The organism is Bradyrhizobium sp. SOJA106 (assembly GCF_059448745.1).
The window spans coordinates 3721491-3740007 of record NZ_CM182549.1; the positions used below are offsets into that span (position 1 = coordinate 3721491).

The following is an 18517-nucleotide window of genomic DNA, read 5'->3' on the forward strand; positions in this document are numbered from 1 at the left end:
CCGCGGGGACGAAGTTCATCAGGAGAAATCCACGATGGCCGATTTGCGCATCTTCTCATATCTGCCGAACCCGCGTGTCTGGAAGGCAACTATTGCGGCACGCTTCTGCGGCTTGGATGTTGAGGTCAGAGGGGCGCCCGCCAAGGAGCTGAAAGGCTGGCTCTGGGACTACGACGCCCGCCCTCTGGCCGAGGAGGAGCGCCGATCGCTATCATCCCTCGCACGCACGGGCCGGGTCGGCCTGACCGGCGCGCAGCTCTTCAAGACCGATGCTTTTCTGGCGGCGCAGCCGTTCGGCAATGTGCCGGCTGCCTTCGGGCCTAGCGGAGAGGTTGGAATCTTTGAGTCCAATAGCATCATGCGCGCGGTGGCGCGCCTGGGCGCAGCCACCTACCAGCTCTACGGGCGAGACGCCTATGAAGCCTCCAGGATCGACGGCTTTCTCGATGTCAGCCTGGTCTTTGCGAGGGATGCGCAGATCTATCTCCTCGCACTGTCAGGTGGCGCGGTCGACGCGACCATCCACGCCCGCGCGAAGGAGGCGTTCGCGATCTATATGTCGGGGATCGAGCTGGCCTTGTCGCGACGGCAATATACGCTGGTCGGGAATGGGATCACCCTGGCCGACATCTGCTTTGCCGCTGAACTTGCGCTGTTCATGAACGAGTATGCGCGGGCTGAACAACTGACCAGGCTGGGTCTCGACAAGATCCTGCACACTGACGCCCGCAGCGAGTATCCTTTGGCCTTTGCTCATTTCGAGCGGCTCCTCGGGCACGAGCACTTTCGTCCTGATCTCGCACCCTACGTCGAGAAGCTGCTGTCCAGAGCCGCGGCGTGAGGCCGCCGGCCGCAACAGGGAGTCTGACCGCATGACCGCGCCAGTTTGCCTGATCTCGGGTGTCGGCCCCGGTACGGGCTCGGCTCTTGCCAAGAAGTTCGCAGAAGGTGGCTATCGCGTCGCGCTGCTCGCGCGCAATGAGGAGCGCCTCGCGGCGCTCGAAGCGCAATTGCCGGGCGCGAAGGGATTTCGTTGCGACGTGTCGGACCCCGCGCAGGTAGATGCGGTGGCATCGGCTGTGGAGCGCGATCTGGGCCATCCGGCGGTCGTCATCCACAACGCCGTCGGCGGTGCGTTCGGCACCTTTCGGGAGATCGATCCGGCGATTCTCAACCGCAATTTTCAGGTCAACACGATGGGGCTGTTGTATCTGGCTCGACGATTGACCCCAGCGATGATCGCGGCCGGTGCGGGCGCCGTCATTGCCACCGGCAATACCTCGGCGTTGCGCGGCAAGGCTGGCTTTGCCGGTTTCGCGCCAACCAAGGCGGCGCAGCGGATCCTGGCGGAGTCCATGGCCCGCGATCTGGGATCGCAGGGAATCCACGTAGCCTACGTCGTCATCGACGCCGTGATCGATCTCGAATGGACGCGAAAGCGGTGGCCGGAGCGGCCTGACGATTTCTTCATCAAGCCGCAGGCGATCGCGAGCGAGATCTGGCACGTTGTCCATCAGGACCGCAGCGCTTGGTCGTTCAATGTTGAACTCCGACCGTTCGGAGAAAACTGGTAGTCGAGAGTGTTGCGGGTTGCTGCAGGCTGTAAAGTGCCTCGTGAGCTCGAATGTCCGACGCAACATATCTGACAGGATTGGCGTGGCAGTCTATCTGGTCCGCTTGTGGCGGCGCTGAGCAGCTGCCACAATGCTGGGCTATAGCAGTGGGTTCCCACCGATCCATCAGCCCTGCAGTTTCAATCTAGGCTGCGCTCGCTTGGCGGTAACGAGCCGCGGGCGCACGATGAGACAGATTCGGTAGTAGCTTCTGCCGTGCTGCTTCATAAGCCTGCCAGTCGGCGACATCGCTTAGGGATGGAACGGTGAAGAGCTCGCCCTGATCATATCCCGCGAGGGCCGCGTCAACCATATCGGCAGCGTCCATTATGATCTGTTCCGGGAGATGCGTCTTAGGCGTGCCAGCCAATTCCCAGAAATCGGTATCCGTTGCCCCAGGGAGCACCGCTTGAATGCGTATGTTCTTATTGGAGAGTTCATGGCTGAGAGAACGGGTGAAAGCCAGCACAAACGCCTTGGTCCCGCCGTAGACTCCGTTCAGCAACTCAGGCGCGACGCCCACAATTGATGCAATGTTGATGATTGAGCCATTCGCGCGCTTCACAAAGCCCGGGACGGCTGCATAGGTAAGGCGCGTGAGCGCGCTAATGTTGAGTGCGATCATATGATCCATCTTCTCGATGTCGGAAGCGAGCAGAGGAGCGGTTGCACCGACGCCAGCGTTGTTCACGAGCATCGTAACGCTCGAATCCGAGCGTAAGATGTCCTCGATAAGCGCGAGCTCCACTCTTGTGTTGAGATCGGCTGCGACCACTTTGATGCGACGTCCGCTCTCGTTTGCCAGCCGGTTTGCAAGTTCATCGAGACGATCGCGGCTGCGAGCCACCAGAATGAGGTCATAGCCACGGCGGGCTAGCCGGTCTGCGTAAATCGCACCGATTCCTGAAGAAGCGCCCGTTACAAGGGCCGTTCCGGTTGCAGCGAAGTTGTTGCTCATTTCGAAAGTCTCCCAATGTTCGGCGCGGTTCGGCTCGAGCTACGCCTTCGGTTGGAGATGTTATGGAGTCTAGCGATTGGCTAAAACGTCGTAGTTGCAACCTTTTCGGACATTCGAAGTATACGCTCGCTCCGAGATGGGATCGGCGTCCGTGGCTTGATGCAGGCCGCTTGTGCCGGCAAAAGCCAGCACTTGGCGCATCTCTCAATGTTGGAATTGCTTTGTCACGGCCCAACGGTATTAGCCGGGTCGAGCCAGGTGCGCTCGATGACGAGCTCTTGCCGATAGGAGGATTGTTGAGCGATAAAAATCCACAATTAAAAACATGCGTTCACGAAGAAGACGCGGCACCGTCTACAGTCTGGTGGATCAGATCTTGCGGGCGAACCGGTGTGCCGCGCTCGGCAAGATAGCTCGGCGCAGCGCAGACCAGACCCTGATAGGGCGATAGCGAGCGCGACATCATCATTGAGTCACTGAGCTTACCGACGCGAATTGCGGCATCAATGCCGTCCTCGAGCAGATCCGCGATCCGGTCGCTCAAGATGATATCTACGCTGATCTCAGGGTATTTCTTCATAAATCGGACGACCGCCGGGGCCAGGCTGTAGGAGCCGAACGCCACCGACGTTGCAATCCTGAGCCTGCCGCGGGGAGCCTTCAGCGCTTGCTCGGCCAGCACGTCGCCCTCCTCGGCCTCCTCCAGCAGGTGGCGACAATGTTCAAGATAGTGCTGACCAAGCTCGGTGAGCCCCTGCCGACGGGTTGACCGATTGATCAATTGAGAACCTAGCCGATCCTCCAGAAAGCGGATGTGCTTGCCGATCATGGTGGGCGATAGCCGCAGCTCCTCGGCTGCAGCAACGAAGGAGCCAAGGTCGGCCACCTTGATGAACACCGCCATACTCGTCAGTCGGTCCACGTGCAAAAAACCCAGCGGTGGCCGCCCTGAGCTTCATGACAGCAGTCGATGATCCTTCGCGCTTCAAAAGGTCGCGCGATGTGGCGGCGTATTTTGGCCTGACCTCGCGGCGCTGGCAGTCCGGCACGTCGATCGACGTGCAGGGGCGGATCAGCAAGGCGGGCGATGCCGACGTGCGGCGGGCGCTTTATGAGGCGGCCAGTGCGTTGCTGACCCGCTTCAAGCGCAAGGACAAGATCAAGACATGGGGGCTTGCGATCGCCAAGCGCACCAGCCACCGCAAGGCGGTCGTTGCGGTGGCACGCAAGCTTGCGGTGTTCATGCATGCGATGTGGGTCGATGGCACGTTTTATTGTGGCGATCCGGGCGCATCGAGGGCGGACGTGAGCGCACGTGCCGCCGCCAAGGACCGCAAGCTGCTCGGAGCCCATGCATGACCAGCCCGAGCCAATGGCAGATCAATGACCCGATGACCGCAAGGCTTTGAACCCGGAGCTCCGCCACAAGCGGAAGAGACCTGGTGCAGATCAACGACGACGGAACGCACGCTATCTTGCCTGTGGCCACGCACGTGACGTGCAACGTGGACCACGCCGGACTGCCTGTGATGTGGCTCCGTCATGCCGATGGAAAGATGCGCCGCGACGGCGTCCGCGCTGCCCTGCTGCAGCGAGATTATGCCGTCGATGAGCGCGGAAGAGTGCAGGGCGCACCGGGACTCGCTTTTGTGGTGGCGCAGCGTGTTCAAGCGTGGCGCAGAGGGCCTTGTCGCAAGCGAGAAAGGAAACGAGAATGGGTGAGATCAGAGAGACGACACGACCGATTAAGAGGGCTCTTCAAATCGGGCTTCGAGATACCGGTGCACGGGGATAAGACGGCCGTGGCCGAATCCGGAGCCTGGTGCAACGACTTGGAAGGTCGTTGCCACAAAGGAGAGCTCCGATGAAACTGTACGTTGGATTGGACGTCGGCCTTGAAGAAACCAGCGTTTGCATCGTCGATAGCGAGGGTCTCACGGTCCGCGAGATTAAGGTCAGCACGGAGCCAGAGGCGATCCGCTGCGCTGTAGAGGGCTACGCGGATCGCCTCGATAGAGTAGGGGTCGAGGCGTCATCGCTAGGCATCTGGCTGTATCGCGAATTACAGCCAGTCGGGCTTCCAATCATTGTCGTGAGGCGCGCCACATGCGCGTTTCGCTGTCGACAATGCGCAACAAAACCGACCGAAACGATGCGCGCGGCATCGCGCAGATGATGCGGTTGGGCTGGTACCGCGCCGTGCATGTCAAGAATATCGACATGCAAAAAATGCGCACATTGCTGACCAACCGGAAGCTGCTTAAGCGCAAATTGGTCGACCTCGAGAACCATGTTCGGGGCGCGCTGCGGGCCTATGGATTGCTCGTCGGAGCAGTCGCTCGAGGCGCCTTTGAGGCCCGCATCCGCGAGCTGATCGAGCACGGCGACCCGATTTTTGTGATGTCGATCCAGGTCATGCTGGACGTGCGCCGCGCGCTCCTCGAGGGCTACGATCGGCTGCATCGCGTGCTCCTTCAGGTGGTCCAGCATGATCCCGTTTGCCGGCGTCTCATGACGGTTCCGGGTGTCGGCCCGGTTGTCGCCTTGTCATTCAAGGTTGGCGTTGATGAGCCTCATCGCTTTGCCCGATCACGCACAGTGGGCGCCCATTTTGGCTTGACGCCGAAGCGCCATCAGTCTGGCACATCGATCGATTTTGAAGGTCGCATCAGTAAACAAGGCGATATCTCCGTGCGGGAGGCGCTGTGTGAAGGGGCTGCAAGTCTGCTGCTACGGGTCAGAAAATGGTCGGCGTTGCGGGCTTGGGGCCTGCGAATTGCCAAGCGGTCGAGCATGCTGTGTGCGATTGCCGCGGTCGCGCGAAAGCTCGCGGGCATTCTCCACCGGATGTGGGTCAGTGAGACCGATTTCCACGTCGGATTCGGTGCCAAGGTCACGCAACGGCTGCGCCTAAAGCCGGCGCAGCAATAGCTACGTAGACGAGCGTAGGAAGGCGCTGGGATTACTCCCAGCATGCTGAGGAGGGAACGAAATTAGAGATCCGCGCGCGCGGTGAGCGTCCCCTGGCGGGGCCGCGAAACGGGGAATGTCCGCTATCTCTTGCCTGCTGCCGTCCTTCGGGAACGAGAGCGCCAGACTGCTTGGACAGCCCTGTTTACGAACCTGATGAAGAGCATGCGACGGCCGAAGTGCTGAACGCGAAGGAACGCATGGACCCCGCCTGGTGAATGCTGATCGCAAGCGTTGCGGTGACGCGTGCGCGCCGTCGATGCAGGGAGTCTGTCATGGCTGAAGTGCGAAGAGTCGAAGAAAAGCGTAGGAATGAGTTGACTTTGCCCGCCCGATTACGAAGGCAAGATGAAAGCAATGGCGCTACGGAGCGCCTAAGCCGTTGTCTGCACATCCAAGAGTTGGCGCCGCTTGGGTCCCCGTTGTTACCATGTTCGACCCAACGCAATGGCGAACCTGCGCATTTCCATCTGCGTCTTGGCAGACGCTCGTCGGCTTCACATATCGTCGGCTCATTCCAACGCCGGATGCGGGCCATGCGAGAGATCGACGACAAATTCGAAGTGAAGCTTGGACCGATCGGCAACCGCAGGGCCCGGAGGGCGACCAGCTATCTTCGACGCGTCCGCCAGGAGGCGACCAAAGCCGGCAGCAGTGTGCGGTCGGGTTCGTCGTTTACCGGCGGCCGCATCGGACGCGGCCGTGCCCAAGGTGCGGTGTTGGCCCCACGCGGTCGAAGCCACGGACAACGCCGGGTCGTGGTTAAGGCCCGGATCGTGCGGATCAAGTCAGGTGAGACTGGTGCCGTGCGAGCTCACCTCCGATACGTCCAGCGCGACGGCGTTACGCGGGAGGGTCAGCCAGGGGAGCTTTACGATGCCAGCAGTGACTGCGCCGATGGCAAGAACTTTACGGAACGCAGCGCCGGCGACCGCCACCAATTCCGGTTTATCGTGGCGCCAGAGGACAGCGCTGAGCTGGCGGACCTGAAACCCTTCGTCCGCGACCTCATGCGGCAGATGGAGCGGGATCTCGGCACCAGGCTCGACTGGGTTGCTGCCGATCATTTCAACACCGGCCATCCCCATACGCACATCGTTTTGCGCGGCAAGGATGACGAAGGAAAGGACCTCGTCATCGCGCGCGACTATATCGCTCATGGCTTTCGGTCGCGGGCAGCAGAGCTCATCACGCGAGAGCTCGGCCCTGAAACGGACATCGAGGTTGCTCGAAAGCTTCAGCAGGAGATCACAGCCGAGCGGCTTACGCGGCTTGACCGGAGCATCCTGCGAGATGCCCGGGACGGAGTACTCGAGTTGGGTGCGCTGTCTGGACGGGAGCCCGCCTGGCAAATGGCGCGGATCGGAAGGCTGCGAGCGCTGGAGCGGATGGGGTTGGCGGACGAGACAGAGCCGGGGCGCTGGCGGATCGACCCTGAGCTCGAGCCCAAGCTCAGACGCATGGGGGAACGCGGCGACATCATCAAGACCATGCACCGTGAGATGGCCGCGGCAGGAGTTACGCGGGCGGTGGGCGACTACACGATCTTCGATCCGGAACGAAGTGCTCATCGCTTGATCGGACGGGTGGTGGGCGAGGGGTTTGCGGACGAACTGACGGAGGCGCTATGTCGTGATCGATGGGGTGGACGGTCGGACGCACTATGCCGAGCTCGGTACCCTTCGCGCCAACGAAGAGGCGCCTGTCCGGAACACGATTCTGGAGCTCAGGTCGCGCGTCGCTGAACCGCGCGCAATCGATCGCACGATCGCTAGCGTCGCCGCCCGCCATGGCGGCATCTACAGCGACCGGCTGCATCGGGAATTCGATCCGCAAGCGTCCGGCGAGTATGTCGGATCTCATGTCCGGCGCCTGGAGGCGATGCGGCGCGAAGGGATGGTCAGCCGCGTTGCCGATGGCAGCTGGAGCGTGGGGCGGGATTATCTGGACCGGGCGCTTCAGTACGAGAAGCTCCAGCAAATGCGCAATCCGGTGCGGGTCGCGGTGCTCTCATGGCAACGGCTCGAAGATCTACCGCAGGCGCTGGGTGCAACCTGGCTCGATCGCAGGCTTGTTGGGAAGGAGTCCGATGCGCTCGCATCGACCGGTTTTGGGGCGGAGGTGGAGACAGCGCTCCGAACAAGACGGCAATGGCTGATCGAGCAGGGGCTTGCGCGAGAGCAAGGCGGCCATGTGCGTTTTGCCCGGAACATGCTCGAGACGCTCGAGGCGCGCGAGCTGGCGAGGACTGCGGCCGACATATCTGCGCGCACCGGCCTTGAACACGTCGACGTCAAGGCCGGCGACAAGATCGAGGGTGTCTACCGGCGCATGCTGACGCTGAACAGCGGGCGGTTCGCCCTGATCGAGCGGTCCCATGACTTCGCGCTGGTGCCGTGGCGGCCGGTGCTGGAGCGAGCGCGCGGGCAATTGGTCACCGGTCAGGTCGGCGGGGAGGGCATATCCTGGTCGATCGGCATTAAGCGCGGGATGGGACGAGAGAGGCTGGATTTTATCAGCGGACTCAGTTTTCCCGCGAGCGGTTCGCAAGTAGCTCAATTTTTACCATATAAGACTTTGAAAAATATGTCAGTTATACTATTTTAGCGATTCTAGTATATCTCAGTTTCCTCTAAGTTCCAGAAGTTATACTGTTTTCGCGAAAATAGTATAACGAGGTCTGCCATGGCACCAAACCAACGCCTCGATATCTCCTACCAGACGCTCTATTCGGAGCTCGTCCAGCGCAGCCTGGATGAAAGCTTCACCTCCGAATTCTCCGCCAGCGGCCGGTTCGTGGCCGTCGAGGTCAAAGGCAAAAAATACTGGTACTTCGACACGCCCAAGCCTGAAGGAGGCGCCCAGGACCGCCGCTATGTCGGTCCGGTGGATGACCCCGAAATCAGCAAGAGGGTGGAAGCATTCAAGGACCTGAAGGCTGACCTCAAAGGCCGTCGCCGTCTCGTTTCCACACTGACGCGCGAAGCACACCTGCCGCGTCCTTTGCCCGTGGCAGGCCGAGTAGTGGAAGAACTGGCGAAGGCGGGCTTCTTCCGTATGAGGGGCGTGCTCGTCGGCACTGTCGCCTACCAGTGCTACTCCGCTGTGCTCGGCCGACGTCTTGATGCGGTCGCCATGCAGACCGGCGATGCCGACTTTGCGCAATTCCATGAAATCTCGGTCGCGATCAAGGATTCCATGCCTCCGATCCTGGAGGTGCTTCGACAAGTCGATCCAACCTTCCGCGAGGTTCCGAGCCAGGCCGACGGCAGGGTCTCCACCCAATTCGTTTCGCGGGACAACTTCAAGGTCGAATTCCTGACGCCGAACCAGTGGTCCGACGACCAAGCCGGCAAACCGGTTCCGATGCCGGCCTTGGGCGGGGCGGCGGCACTTCCGCTCCGCTTCCTCGACTACCTGATCTACCAGTCCATCCGTGCCGTGCTGCTGCACGGTGCAGGCGTGTCAGTCCTCATTCCATCGCCCGAACGCTACGCCATCCACAAGCTCATCATCGGCTCCCGCCGCAAGGAGGATCGCGACGCAACCGCAAAGAGTTCGAAGGATCGGCTTCAAGCCCGATCGATCACAGAGGCGATGATTGCAAATCGGCAGCACGCTGATGTTGCCTCTGCCTTCATGGAGGCATGGGATCGCGGCGACCAGTGGAGAGCCGCGATCCGCACCAGCATCGCGACCTACGACGATGACTTCCAGAAGTTGCTCCGAACCGAGCTCGCGAAGGGTGTATCCGAGCTCGGCTCCGATCCAGCCGATTACAATCTGCTAGAGAAGCCCACCGACAAGCCGCCCCATCCGCCGAAATAACCTGCGGTCGGCAGCCCCAGGGGGCCTGTCTCGAGCCTCCCGCTCCAACGTCGCCTCGACCAGCACCACCAGCAGCAGACAGCATAAGCTCCTCGCCAACATGATCGCCTCTTGCACGCGGGGGCTGCCGATGCCGATGCCGATATCGGTATACCGATCATGTCGACGTTCCCGACCGTATTGGATGCTGCCTCTGGCATAGCATGACCGTGGCAGAGATTGGGCTGTCCACGCCTTGCTGGCTCTTGCTCGCCAAATGGCTTGTTGATCGCTGACCCGTCCGACCCTTCGCTCCTCAGTACAATTAGACGCAGCTCAGTCTTACAGAATCGCATCGTGGTGCTTCATGGTCGTGCGCGACTCGCGCATGGTCGCTACGGTGCTGAGCGCCAATCGCCAAGGATCAGTGGGTGACATGGCAACGAGATGCAATTTGGGCCAATTGTTCACGGGCTGTTGAGGCACTCGATGACTCTGCGCTGACCTTGATCTTCAAGTCCACCGCCTGATCAGACTTGATCAAGCTCGCACTCACTGACGGCGCGACTTTTTATTTCGATTGAAGGCCTGCCGTATTCGCCGTTTTCATCGCGCCGCTCACGTGGGGTGAGTGAGTGGGGCGAGCCGGATGTTTCCAGCAAAAATCTATGTCGGCCAGATCGCCATCGTGCTCGGCATCGTCGTCGCCTCGACCTGGGGCGCGACGCAATGGACCGCCGCAGCTCTCGGATATCAGCAGCGCTTGGGTGAGCCCTGGTTCCTGATCATCGGCTATCGCGTCTATCTGCCTTGGCGTTTGTTCGAATGGTGGTTTGCCTACGAGGCATACGCGCCCGAGATTTTTGAGCAGGGTGGTGCAATCGCCGCAGGCGGCGGTATCGCAGGCGCGCTCTTTGCGATCGTCAACTCGGTGTGGCGCGCGCGCCAAAGCCAACTGGTTACGACCTACGGTTCAGCGCGGTGGGCTACGGCAAAGGAAATCAAGGCGGCCGGCCTGTTCGCATCCAAGGGCGTTTTCTTGGGCCAACTCGAGAACAACTATCTGCGCCATGACGGACCGGAGCACGTCATGTGCTTTGCGCCGACGCGATCGGGCAAGGGCGTCGGGCTGGTATTGCCGACATTGCTCTCGTGGACGTCGTCGGCGGTGGTGTATGACATCAAGGGCGAAAATTGGGAATTGACCTCCGGCTGGCGTTCGACGTTCTCACATTGCCTTCTGTTCAATCCCACGGATGAGCGGAGTGCCCGCTACAATCCGCTGCTCGAGTTGCGCAAAGGAGCGGCCGAAGTCCGCGACGTCCAGAACATCGCGGACATCCTGGTCGATCCCGAAGGGGCGCTCGAACGTCGCACCCATTGGGAGAAGACCAGTCACTCCCTACTGGTCGGCGTCAGCCGCCGGCCGCAACGTAGTCCTTTACCGTGTTGCGGCTAATCCCCAGCTCCCGGGCAATCCGTTTGCTACCCCACCCCAGCTCGTTGAGCCGGAGTATCGCCGAAACCTCGTCCGGCTCCAGCATGGCCTCCCTCCGCGGATCCTTGAACCGCCGAGGAGCTGAACTGAGTCGCTGCATAAAACCCCCGTTCTGACCGTGTCGCGAGGGGGTCAATTCCTCGTGTCGTCAGGGGGTCAGTTTTCCATGTCGCCCGACATCAGCGTGGCCGCAGTCAGATATTTTATTTCGACGATTTCATGGGCGCGACTTTCTTGGGTGACCGCGGTGTTGCCATTGGACGGAATGAAGATCCTGCCATCTCGGACTTCATTGAAATGGTCGCAGCCGCACCGAACGCGCGCTTGGTCCTGACGACCCGGGAGCATATTTTCGGTCAGGCTTTGTCGGTTTCAGAGCGCTTGAGACAGGCTGATCTCGACAACCACAAGATCGTTCTGCGAATTGTCGACTATAGCTTCGGCCAACGTGCACAAATCCTTTGTAACCACGTCTATTTTAGCGACCTGCCTGACGCATATAGGGATGAGTTGCTGGAGTCGGACTTCTATTTGGAGATCGTTCGACACCCAAAATTCAACCCGCGTCTCGTCGAATGGCTAGCGAGTTACAGCCGCCTCCGTTCTGTGCCGCCTAACCAATATCGCACGTTCATCCGGAGCCTCCTCAGAGATCCGTCCGAAGTCTGGCTCCACGCTTACGAGCGAGAGCTGAGCGACGCGGGGAGGTCTCTGCTCTTAGCCTTGTATGGTCTCGGCGGGAAGGCCGAGGGGACGGCACTTCAAGCTGCCTTCACCAAGCTTCACGCGGTCCGGACGAAGCGCCACGGCTTCAACCGGAGACCGGAGGATTGGGCCACCGCCATGGCGGAGCTGGTCAACGCATTCATCCGGCCTCAGGGAAAAACGGCATTCGAGGTGCTCGATCCATCGGTCATCGACCTGGTCAAGCCGTCATCCGAAAGACTCCGGACAACGCTGTCGATATGGTGATTGGTGCGATCGACTTCAGTCAGATCGATCGCGTATGGGGCCTGTCCAAGGGCGGCGACGCCGGCGTCGCGACCGCGCTAATCCAGGGCGGTGCCGAGGTTGCCGCCGCAATAAAGGATCGGGTCAGCGCCAACTGTCGGTTGATGACGTTCGAAAACGGCACCTTCGCAATGGAAACGTCGTCTGAGGCTCGTTTGGCGCTCCGTGCTTCCAATCGCTGACCGGCTTCGGAATGCCGAGATGTTAGGTCTCGCGCGTGCGCTGGTCGATGCGATGGAGACCTCTTGGTTAAGCTCAAGGGTCAATATCAATGATGGAGTCGAGGCCTTACGCGCGCTCGAGGCCGTGACATGGAGACCGTTGACCGAGCTGGTTGGGCTAACCGAGAGGTTGTCGTTGGCGCTAATCGGTGAGGCTCTCCGTCGATCCGTTGGCAAGGAGGCCGCGCCGGCGAAGGGGCCCAAGCCGGCCAAGAAGCCGAAGAAGGCCTCCGCCGGGCAGAAGGAAATGCTAATGCCAATTGAAGGCAAGAAGCCAAAGGACGTCGCGGCGAAGAAGCCGGCGCGAAAATCGGCCTAGGTGGCTAGCGTCGCGCGCGTTTCTCTCGCTGCAAGATTCTCTCAAAGAGCGGAAGCGCCGGGTCATTATTTATGCTCCCGTCCGCCTGCCCTTGCTCGACGAAGGATTGAGCATCGTCGCCGGAAGTAATATCAACTGCCAGTCGGTCTATCGCGTCCATCAACATCTCTTTGTTGCGCGCCAACCCGCGGTAGTAGTTCAAGACCGCTTGGAAATTGAGCTGGTATCGGCCCATTGGGGGTTCTAATCCGCATCGTTGCTCCCCCGACTTCCAAACTTCCTCACCGGAGCTTACGGCTGCGGCGTGCTCTCTACACCTTCGGCTGGGTTGAGCCTCTCCGCGCCTCTTGGAAGGGCTGCTTCGCGCCAGCTCGATCAGGAAGGAACGCGCCGTTCCTAGCTGCGTTCAGTTCTCCAAAACAGGGAGGACAAACGTGATTGATAATCTCATCAAGCGAGGTCAGCCCGACCGCAGCAAAATCAACATGCATGAGGCTCACGAGGTGAAGTACTGGACCCATGCACTTGGCGTAACCCGTGAAGAGCTTCAGAAGGCAGTCGATAAGGTGGGCAACTCCGCAGCCACAGTTCGTAAGGAGTTGGGCAAAGAAGCAGATGCGCAATGAGGACCGCGGGTGGCTGGTGTTCTACATCGACATCGCGATAGCCCTTTGCACGTCCGGTGTTATGTAGCCTTCGTTCACATGGTCTCTAGGCTCTTTGAGTGACCCAGCCTCGGGCCCGGTGGGTTGGTGCGTCGGAAACGTCCGGCTCAGCTTCTCCTCGTCCTTGAACAGGGCGTATGCCATGGCAACCTCCGTGCTGTACGTTCCCGTTACGCCATTTCCCTAAGACTGCTCAGGATGGCGAGATGTCGCTGGATGATCGGAAGGGACATCTGCGCGACCTGCAGCTCTTGCGGATTGCCGCCAGTCCTCAGGTAGGAATTGTTGAGCGCGAGCAATTCGCGATGGCCCCGAATCTGTCCTTGTACATACATCCGGTCGAACGGGCCCGAGGGCGTGGCCTGAAGCCGTTGCAGCAACATGGCATGGTCCCGCCGCAGGGACGCGGAGCCTGGGGCGGCGCCGAGCGCGCTTGCCACCTGCACCTGTTCTGCAATCTCGGCGTTCGCAAAGTTGATAACGTCGGGATTGCCGGTGCGGGTCAGCGCGAGCTGACTCGTCTGCATGGCGAACGCGCCGCCCATGAGGTCGGCGGTCCTGAAATCCCTCTGCGGATTTGTCCCGGCCTGAACGGCGCAGGTCGAAAGCCCGAGCCCTCCGAGGGCAAGCAAGAATGATCTTCTCAGCATGTTCATCTCCAGCGTGTGAGCGACAGACGCTTGGCTGCGTTGAACGTTCCTATCGATCGATCAAGATGGCTGCGCGGCGCTGGCTCTAACCGTGGAGCACTCCTCTATTTAACGCATGTTAGTGGCGACCCCGCAGGGCCACAAATTTCAATCGTCCGCGCGACGCATGCGGCTCGCCGTAGGAACGGCGGCCTGCAAAACGCCTTGTCTCGCTTTCACATCCCGCCACAGACGAGTTCATCTGATGCTACAAAGCAGAGTAGCCAACTTTCCCGCATCCACTGGCGCCCTTCTCGGGCTTGCGCTCGGGGCTTTCTTGGATGGCATTGTCTTCCATCAGCTGCTGCAATGGCATCATACGTTAAGCGGCTGCTATCCGCTCGATTCCATCGACAACGTCAGACTGAACACGACGTGGGACGGCATCTTTCACGGCGCGGCGTACGTTTTCGTGCTTGCAGGGCTCTACTTGCTTTGGCAGCGGGCGCGAGGCACCGAGCCGGGGTGGACAAGCCGGCAGTGTATCGGCACCGTGTTGCTGGGATGGGGCATTTTCAATCTTGTGGAAGGCGTGGTCGATCACGAGATCCTAGGCCGGCATCGGGTGAAGTGCCCGAAGGACAGCGCATCTTCTGGGATATCGGCTTGCTGTTGTGGGGGGCGGCGATCATGGTGTTGGGTGCCGGCATGGCGCGAGCTGGCGCACAGGAGGACGTGCATGCGGAAGGTCGCCTCCACGCTCGTTAGAAGCACGCCACCTGCGGTGGTCTACTTGATTTTCCTGTTGCTGCTCGCGACTGCAATGGCGCCACCGTTTCGCATCGTGATGTTCGGTCTATCGTTGGACGATCTCCTGCAGTTGCGTTGCTTGGCGTCCGTCTGACCGGCGAGGGGAACTACGGGTTCGGCGATCGCTTATCACCTCACTGGAGGCACGCGATGGGCAAGAAACAATTCGTCGCTTTACCGTTTCGTCTGGATAATTCCGAGTTGCACGTGATGCTGATCACGACACGGCGCAAGCGACGGTGGAGTGTCCCCAAAGCATCGCCGATGCGCAATAAGGAGCCGCATGCACGCAGCGGCAGTAGAGGCGTATGAAGAGGCGGGCCTGATCGGTGCCGTGGCAAAGCGCGCGCTTGGCAGCTTCAAGCATCGCAAGCGGAAGGGTGAGCGCACGCGGACCATGAACGTCGCAGACTTTCCCATGAAGGTGCATGGTCGGGAGCGCTGGTGGCCGGAAAAGGGCAAGCGGCAGGCGATCTGGGTCCCGGCGGAAACGGCCGCCCGTTTGGTGCACAAGGCGCAGCTCCGGCGATTGATCAACCGCTTCGCGGCACAGACGGGGAAGAGTGCGTCCATTTAGCCGAAGGGATGAGGGGCAGCCTCTCATTGGAACGCGGCGCCCGTCTATTCATTCAATTTGGATGAACAAACCGTTGACAGGACTGGTCGGCGAGGAGCGGCCGCCGCATGAGGTGCTGGCCGCCGCCATCAGGCGACGCTGCGCTGTCCTATTTGTCGGCGCCGGCGTCTCGATGGCTGTGGGACTGCCGTCGTGCCAGTCACTGATCGAGCATCCGCTGGATGATCTCGATCTTGATGGCGATGTCATCGAGGGATGCACGGCGGATATCAGATGCTGGCGGAGTATTACCGGTTGAAGCGAGGCGGCATTGGTCCGCTCCGCAGCTGGCTCGACCGCAACTGGCGGGTCGATCCAGACAGGATCGCGAAGTCAGAGCTCCACCGCACCATTGTAGAGCTCGACTTTCCCGTCATCTACACGACCAACTACGACCGCAATCTCGAGACTGCCTTCGATGTGCTGCAAAAGCCTTATGCGAAGATCAGCAATGCCAAGGAGATCGCGAGCGCGGCGACCGGCGTTACCAACATCATCAAGTTTCACGGCGACTTCGACGACGATGCTTCGCTGGTCCTGACCGAGACCGACTTCCTCAACCGCCTTGCGTTCGACTCTCCGCTCGATATCCGTTTTCGCGCCGACGCGCTGGGAAGCACCTTGCTGTTCATCGGATACAGCATGTCGGATCCAAACATTCGGCTGCTACTGCACCGGATCTGGCAGACATGGGACGAGTCCGGGCACCGCCAAGACCGGGCGAAATCCTTTGTTTTCGTTGGACAGCGCAATCCGGTGCAGGAAGCCGTGCTGGCGAACTGGGGCATCACAACGATCGCGCCGCCCGAAGGGATGGCTGCCGACGAAGGTCTCAACCGCTTTCTGCGGGACATCCGCGAACGTCTGGATGGGCAGGGATGACATTGTCGGCCACGTTTATGGCCGGCGACGCTGCCAATTCCGTTTCCGACCGGCGCCCTCGTCGCAGCATATTGCAAGTCCAGAAGCCCCGCCTGCCATCGCTGCGCCATGGCCGCTGCCGAGAGGTCAAAGGATTTTTCTGGTCCGGCTTCCTCGGCGCCGGGGCGGTAGCTCAGGAGAAAGAGAACATCCTGGCGGTCGAGATTCTGCAACTTGGCGTGAAGCTTGCGGGCTTCCACGGCAAGGCGAAGACGCAGAAAAGTCTGGTTTCCGAACGTCAGATCGCTCTTTCGCTCGGCCGCGTCTTCGAGGCCGTCAGGAACATTCCCGTCACGCGCAAAGAGATCGATGATGTAGAGACGCAGCGAGCCGGCCGTCCAGGACCGGATCGAATGGCGCGTTCAGCGAGAAGCCGCCGTCGCCGAGCCATCTCCCGGCGATCTGCACCGGGGCGAATTCCGGAAGGAAGCCGCAACTTGCCAGCGTGATCCATCTCGACTCGCGCTGAAACGGAATCGAACAGGACGCGATCGCCGCTTTTGAGATCAGTGGTGCAGATCGAGATGCGGGGATCGCCGCTGTTGAGGCGGCCGAAATCGATCAGGCGTGCAACACTGGCTGAGGATGCCGTCCGAGGCAGATGAAGCGCGCCGGCTACCGCCAGGCTGAGAACGAGAGATTTTGCTTGGCCGGGCCAGACAGGATGATGTTGCTTCTCACCTTCACTGAATGGCTTAGGTCGACGGGGCCTGCGCGAGAGCATCCTCGCTTAAGCATGCGCGCCCGCGGTGCTTCCATTGCAGGAACTGACCGTCTTGTTTTTCGATGAAAACCGCTCTCAGTAAGGATCCGCCGACAGCGAATGCTCGAGGAAAAAACGCAGCATTTCTCTCGTTGCATCCGGTCCGTCCGGATCGGTGAACGAGCCGGCCGGGCTGCCGCCCGACCATGCGTGCCCGGCTCCATGAATCTCCCAGTGCTCGAGGATTGCGCGCCCGCCGGTGTCGATATGCACGGTGCGGGTGTAGGCATGCCCTCCGGGTACTCGCCCGCGATGCACCTTCACCTTCGTCCTCGTCTCGCCGATGGATTGCCGGACAATTCGACCGCTGTTGTTCGAATGCACGGTCGTGTCGCGATCGCCGTGGAAGACGATCGTCGGAATAGGCGGGCTCTCGCTCGGCTTTGCGTCTGGTCCGCCGCCTTGCTTCATGGCGATCAGCGCGGAGGGAAGGTCGGTGGCGGCCCCGCAGGCCAGTCCGGAATGTATGCCGATCGCCGCGTACAGATCGCCGTAAGTCGATCCCATGATGGCGGCGGCCGCGGCCCCGGCTGATAGCCCCGCGACGTAGACGTGTTGTGCGTCGACGGATTGGTCGCGCATGATCTGGCGCGTGATGCCAGCGATGAGCGATGGTTCGCCTCCAGCGCGTTGCTGGTCGCCCGGACGAAACCAATTCCAGCATTTCGCCTGGTTCGCTTCGGTCCGCTGCTCGGGGTAGGCCACGAAGCAGGTCTGTTCCTCGGCAATGAAGTTCATCCGCGTCCCGGCGGCAAAATCCTCCGCCGATTGCGTGCAGCCATGGAGCATGATCACCAGCGGAATGGCCTGGCCATGATAGCCACTAGGAATGAAGAGCCGGTACGCGCGGCTCCCGGCGGCGTTGCGATAGCTGCCTTCGACGAACCGCGCGCCACCCGGCACGATGTCCGCCTTGGACGGGGCCCGCCTCAGCGATCGTCCGATTCCCAGCCCGGCGAGATTCTTGGCGAGACGCACCGGTGGATTAACGCTGCGCACGGGTGTCCTCGTCTCTGCGGCAGCTGCTTTGGCCTCGATGGTCGGCGGCTCCCGATCTGTGCGCGCGAAGCCGTGTGTGGTGGGTGCCGTGACGTCCGGCGCGTTCTCACCCCGAAGCATGCGTTGGAGCAGCACGGTGGCCTCAACGAGCCGCCCCGACCGCGTCAGGCGTGTGGCTTCGCGAACCGTGTCCAGTTTCAGCATGGCCTTACCTCGTTCTGTCGGCGAGAGCGGATTTAACGGCTGGACTCGCGTGCAGAGCTCCCAGCACGGAAACCGAGGCAATGGTCGCGCGCGCAAGCTCGGGCGTGACGTCTTGGGCGATGCTAGCAAGTCCCAGAACGTTGATGTGCAGCATCTCGCCCGCCCGCCGCGCCGCCTCAAGGTCCTCGCGGCTGTAGTTGCGCAGACCCAGGTCCAAGCTCTTTCGGGCCGTGGACTGCTTGACCACATCGGCGTGCCGTTCGAGCTGGTTGCGGATTGCGGTCCGGATGAAATCGGTCCGGTTCGAGTAGAATCCTTCCTGCACCATCAAGTCGACCTGACCGAGATCGACGAAGCCAAGATTGATCGTAATTTTTTCCGAGTCGGAGGGCTTAGCTCGGATTTCGCGGACGTTGCTGGCCATCATTTCCCCATCTGTGCTCCATCCATTTGGATGGTATATGGAGTGGAAAGGCCCGACGTTCAAGGGCCCCGAGCAGCCCAGGCGCAGGA

General features: G+C 60.8%; 15 protein-coding genes and 6 pseudogenes. 15 read left to right on the top strand and 6 right to left on the bottom strand.

Annotation, left to right across the window (positions count from 1 at the left end):
• The first annotated feature begins 34 nt into the window (after positions 1 to 34).
• Positions 35 to 841, top strand: a complete 807-nt coding sequence (locus tag AC5V87_RS16825; protein ID WP_456839119.1) for a glutathione S-transferase family protein — start codon at positions 35 to 37, stop codon at positions 839 to 841.
• Complete coding sequence (locus AC5V87_RS16830; protein WP_495371619.1) at positions 750 to 1574, top strand: SDR family NAD(P)-dependent oxidoreductase; 825 nt, start codon at positions 750 to 752, stop codon at positions 1572 to 1574. The genes AC5V87_RS16825 and AC5V87_RS16830 overlap by 92 nt, the downstream gene beginning before the upstream one ends.
• 184 nt (positions 1575 to 1758) lie before the next feature.
• Here AC5V87_RS16830 and AC5V87_RS16835 read toward each other — a convergent pair whose 3' ends face one another.
• Both AC5V87_RS16835 and AC5V87_RS16840 read right to left on the bottom strand, forming a co-directional pair.
• A complete protein-coding gene (locus AC5V87_RS16835) occupies positions 1759 to 2571 on the bottom strand; it encodes an SDR family NAD(P)-dependent oxidoreductase (RefSeq protein WP_495371620.1) in 813 nt (270 codons plus the stop codon).
• Between the two features lie 331 nt (positions 2572 to 2902).
• Positions 2903 to 3475: a LysR family transcriptional regulator gene (locus tag AC5V87_RS16840; RefSeq protein ID WP_456839116.1), complete on the bottom strand. Its 573-nt coding sequence runs from the start codon at positions 3473 to 3475 to the stop codon at positions 2903 to 2905.
• A 35-nt stretch (positions 3476 to 3510) separates the two neighbouring features.
• On the opposite strand from AC5V87_RS16840, the pseudogene AC5V87_RS16845 reads away from it, so the two are divergent.
• The 8 genes and pseudogenes from AC5V87_RS16845 to AC5V87_RS16880 form a co-directional block, all read left to right on the top strand.
• A pseudogene (locus AC5V87_RS16845) lies at positions 3511 to 3930 on the top strand (transposase); the annotation flags it as partial.
• Positions 3931 to 4435: 505 nt separating this feature from the next.
• A pseudogene (locus AC5V87_RS16850) lies at positions 4436 to 5502 on the top strand (IS110 family RNA-guided transposase).
• Between the two features lie 1427 nt (positions 5503 to 6929).
• Positions 6930 to 8148, top strand: a pseudogene (locus AC5V87_RS16855) (DUF3363 domain-containing protein).
• Positions 8149 to 8226: 78 nt separating this feature from the next.
• Positions 8227 to 9369: a nucleotidyltransferase family protein gene (locus AC5V87_RS16860; protein ID WP_456839115.1), complete on the top strand. Its 1143-nt coding sequence runs from the start codon at positions 8227 to 8229 to the stop codon at positions 9367 to 9369.
• A 628-nt stretch (positions 9370 to 9997) separates the two neighbouring features.
• Positions 9998 to 10762: pseudogene (locus AC5V87_RS16865) on the top strand (type IV secretory system conjugative DNA transfer family protein); the annotation flags it as partial.
• A 303-nt stretch (positions 10763 to 11065) separates the two neighbouring features.
• Positions 11066 to 11818, top strand: coding sequence for an nSTAND3 domain-containing NTPase (locus tag AC5V87_RS16870; RefSeq protein WP_495371621.1), 753 nt, complete (start codon positions 11066 to 11068; stop codon positions 11816 to 11818).
• The gene (locus AC5V87_RS16875) at positions 11812 to 12039 is read left to right on the top strand and encodes a hypothetical protein (protein ID WP_456839114.1); all 228 of its coding nucleotides are present in this window, start codon (positions 11812 to 11814) and stop codon (positions 12037 to 12039) included. The genes AC5V87_RS16870 and AC5V87_RS16875 overlap by 7 nt, the downstream gene beginning before the upstream one ends.
• Before the next feature lie 190 nt (positions 12040 to 12229).
• Positions 12230 to 12397 (top strand): annotated as a pseudogene (locus AC5V87_RS16880) (non-homologous end joining protein Ku); the annotation flags it as partial.
• Between the two features lie 4 nt (positions 12398 to 12401).
• On the opposite strand, the gene AC5V87_RS16885 reads toward AC5V87_RS16880, so the two are convergent.
• Positions 12402 to 12632 (bottom strand): hypothetical protein, encoded by a 231-nt coding sequence (locus tag AC5V87_RS16885; RefSeq protein WP_456839113.1) that lies wholly within the window; start codon positions 12630 to 12632, stop codon positions 12402 to 12404.
• Between the two features lie 202 nt (positions 12633 to 12834).
• On the opposite strand from AC5V87_RS16885, the gene AC5V87_RS16890 reads away from it, so the two are divergent.
• The gene (locus tag AC5V87_RS16890; protein WP_456843371.1) at positions 12835 to 13023 is read left to right on the top strand and encodes a DUF3606 domain-containing protein; all 189 of its coding nucleotides are present in this window, start codon (positions 12835 to 12837) and stop codon (positions 13021 to 13023) included.
• Positions 13024 to 13232: 209 nt separating this feature from the next.
• Here AC5V87_RS16890 and AC5V87_RS16895 read toward each other — a convergent pair whose 3' ends face one another.
• Positions 13233 to 13718 carry a DUF4142 domain-containing protein gene (locus AC5V87_RS16895; RefSeq protein ID WP_495371622.1) on the bottom strand — a complete coding sequence of 162 codons (486 nt, stop codon included), beginning with the start codon at positions 13716 to 13718 and terminating at the stop codon, positions 13233 to 13235.
• 310 nt (positions 13719 to 14028) lie between these two features.
• Between AC5V87_RS16895 and AC5V87_RS16900 the strand changes: the two genes are divergently transcribed.
• From AC5V87_RS16900 to AC5V87_RS16915, 4 genes and pseudogenes are all read left to right on the top strand, one after another.
• Complete coding sequence (locus AC5V87_RS16900; RefSeq protein ID WP_495371623.1) at positions 14029 to 14595, top strand: DUF2243 domain-containing protein; 567 nt, start codon at positions 14029 to 14031, stop codon at positions 14593 to 14595.
• 189 nt (positions 14596 to 14784) lie between these two features.
• Positions 14785 to 15078 carry an NUDIX hydrolase gene (locus AC5V87_RS16905; RefSeq protein ID WP_456839110.1) on the top strand — a complete coding sequence of 98 codons (294 nt, stop codon included), beginning with the start codon at positions 14785 to 14787 and terminating at the stop codon, positions 15076 to 15078.
• 61 nt (positions 15079 to 15139) lie between these two features.
• Positions 15140 to 15999 (top strand): annotated as a pseudogene (locus AC5V87_RS16910) (SIR2 family protein).
• Positions 15996 to 16487 (top strand): hypothetical protein, encoded by a 492-nt coding sequence (locus tag AC5V87_RS16915; protein WP_495371624.1) that lies wholly within the window; start codon positions 15996 to 15998, stop codon positions 16485 to 16487. Before AC5V87_RS16910 ends, AC5V87_RS16915 begins: the two are co-directional and overlap by 4 nt.
• Before the next feature lie 350 nt (positions 16488 to 16837).
• On the opposite strand, the gene AC5V87_RS16920 is transcribed toward AC5V87_RS16915, so the two are convergent.
• A complete protein-coding gene (locus AC5V87_RS16920; protein ID WP_456839108.1) occupies positions 16838 to 18004 on the bottom strand; it encodes an extracellular catalytic domain type 1 short-chain-length polyhydroxyalkanoate depolymerase in 1167 nt (388 codons plus the stop codon).
• A gap of 4 nt (positions 18005 to 18008) precedes the next feature.
• The gene (locus AC5V87_RS16925) at positions 18009 to 18428 is read right to left on the bottom strand and encodes a CopG family transcriptional regulator (RefSeq protein ID WP_456843370.1); all 420 of its coding nucleotides are present in this window, start codon (positions 18426 to 18428) and stop codon (positions 18009 to 18011) included.
• Between the last annotated feature and the right edge of the window lie 89 nt (positions 18429 to 18517).

Excerpts from the sequence above, each read along its gene's own strand:
- AC5V87_RS16825 (WP_456839119.1), top strand. The coding sequence starts at position 35 with ATGGCCGATTTGCGCATCTTCTCATATCTGCCGAACCCGCGTGTCTGG.
- AC5V87_RS16835 (WP_495371620.1), bottom strand. The coding sequence starts at position 2,571 with ATGAGCAACAACTTCGCTGCAACCGGAACGGCCCTTGTAACGGGCGCT.
- AC5V87_RS16840 (WP_456839116.1), bottom strand. The coding sequence starts at position 3,475 with ATGGCGGTGTTCATCAAGGTGGCCGACCTTGGCTCCTTCGTTGCTGCA.
- AC5V87_RS16860 (WP_456839115.1), top strand. The coding sequence starts at position 8,227 with ATGGCACCAAACCAACGCCTCGATATCTCCTACCAGACGCTCTATTCG.
- AC5V87_RS16870 (WP_495371621.1), top strand. The coding sequence starts at position 11,066 with ATGGGCGCGACTTTCTTGGGTGACCGCGGTGTTGCCATTGGACGGAAT.
- AC5V87_RS16875 (WP_456839114.1), top strand. The coding sequence starts at position 11,812 with ATGGTGATTGGTGCGATCGACTTCAGTCAGATCGATCGCGTATGGGGC.
- AC5V87_RS16885 (WP_456839113.1), bottom strand. The coding sequence starts at position 12,632 with ATGGGCCGATACCAGCTCAATTTCCAAGCGGTCTTGAACTACTACCGC.
- AC5V87_RS16895 (WP_495371622.1), bottom strand. The coding sequence starts at position 13,718 with ATGAACATGCTGAGAAGATCATTCTTGCTTGCCCTCGGAGGGCTCGGG.
- AC5V87_RS16905 (WP_456839110.1), top strand. The coding sequence starts at position 14,785 with ATGCACGCAGCGGCAGTAGAGGCGTATGAAGAGGCGGGCCTGATCGGT.
- AC5V87_RS16915 (WP_495371624.1), top strand. The coding sequence starts at position 15,996 with ATGACATTGTCGGCCACGTTTATGGCCGGCGACGCTGCCAATTCCGTT.
- AC5V87_RS16920 (WP_456839108.1), bottom strand. The coding sequence starts at position 18,004 with ATGCTGAAACTGGACACGGTTCGCGAAGCCACACGCCTGACGCGGTCG.
- AC5V87_RS16925 (WP_456843370.1), bottom strand. The coding sequence starts at position 18,428 with ATGGCCAGCAACGTCCGCGAAATCCGAGCTAAGCCCTCCGACTCGGAA.